This window comes from Aquimarina sediminis (assembly GCF_002895435.1).
Lineage (GTDB): Bacteria > Bacteroidota > Bacteroidia > Flavobacteriales > Flavobacteriaceae > Aquimarina > Aquimarina sediminis.
The window spans coordinates 1-1,417 of record NZ_POYJ01000037.1 but is presented as its reverse complement, the minus strand read 5'-3'; the positions used below and the strand labels follow the sequence as shown (position 1 = coordinate 1,417).

General features: G+C 35.5%; 1 protein-coding gene. It reads left to right on the top strand.

Features of this window, described 5'->3' with window-relative positions:
• Nucleotides 1-1,417, top strand: a 1,417-nt coding sequence (locus tag C1X07_RS24710; protein WP_128755402.1) for a porin, incomplete at both ends; no start/stop codon positions are given.

The window sequence follows — 1,417 nt, the reverse complement described above, 5'->3', positions numbered from 1 at the left end:
CAGCAAATGCAATCTATTATGATGGGCAATCAACCAGAGAGCCGTTTACCTATTTTCTTTCAGGAAACCTGAATCTAAATGTGAGTGGGGTGTATAGTATTCCCATATCATTTTCATACTCCAATCAAAAGTTTCAAAGCAGTAATCCTTTTTCTTTTAACAGGCTTAGTATACACCCTTCCTATAAATGGGTAACCACTCATATTGGCGATGTGAGTATGACATTTTCTCCCTATACATTAAGTGGACACCAATTTACAGGAGCAGGAGTAGACCTTACCCCAGAGGGACCTTTTAAACTTAGTGCGATGTATGGTAGGTTACTTAAAGAGTCTGAGTACAATGAAGATGATCCGCAATCGCAAGCCGCGTATAAAAGAATGGGATACGGAGCCAAAGCATCTTATGATTTTGGTAAATTTTCTTTAGGAGCCATCTTTTTTAGGGCAGTGGATGATGAAAACTCTATTACTAATCCGGTGCCTGTCGAACAAGAATTACATCCCAAAGAAAATGTAGTAGCAAGCCTTGAAGGAAAAGTAAAACTTTTTGAGAGAGGAGAGATTCGTGCAGAGATTGCATCATCTGCAATAACAGAAGATATCAATGCACAAGGAGAAGAAGAATCTCCATTTGTTTTGTCTGCCTTGTTAGATAATAACGCAACCACCCAACACTACAAGGCTTATAATATCAATTTTTTCTATCCTGTTGGTCAAGGAACAGTCGGAGTAGGATATGAGTATATAGATCCAGAATATAGAACATTAGGAGCTTATTTTTTTAATAATGATCTGGAGAATATTACCCTTAATGCGACCCAGAATTTGTTTCAAAACAAAATTAATATTGCTTTTAATGCTGGTTTGCAGAGGGATGATCTTGATAATACCAAAAGCACACAATTACAACGAGTAGTAAGTGCAGTTACGATAGGTTATAATGCTTCAGAGAAATTAAATATTACAGGGGGATATTCTAATTTTCAGTCGTTTACCAATATCAAGAATCAGTTTGATTACATCAATGAAGTTTCTCAGGGAGACAACCTGGATACCTTAAACTTCCAACAAATTTCTCAAAATGCAAATCTTAATGTCAATTACATTTTAAAAGATACAGAAGCCAAGAAACAAAATCTCAATATCGCATTGTCTTTTCAAAATGCCGAAAACAGGCAAGATGGTCGTACAGTAGAAAATGGAGATTCTAATTTTTACAATGGTAACACATCATATACAATAGGATACCCAGAATCAGATCTTAATATTTCGGCTGCTGTAAATGTGAGTTACAGTACCATAGGTGTAGATAATAGCTTAACCTATGGTCCTATGATAACTGTAGGTAAAAAGTATTTTGATAAAAAGTTGAGAACTACAGGTTCGATAAGCTATAATCAAAGTAATAGTAATGG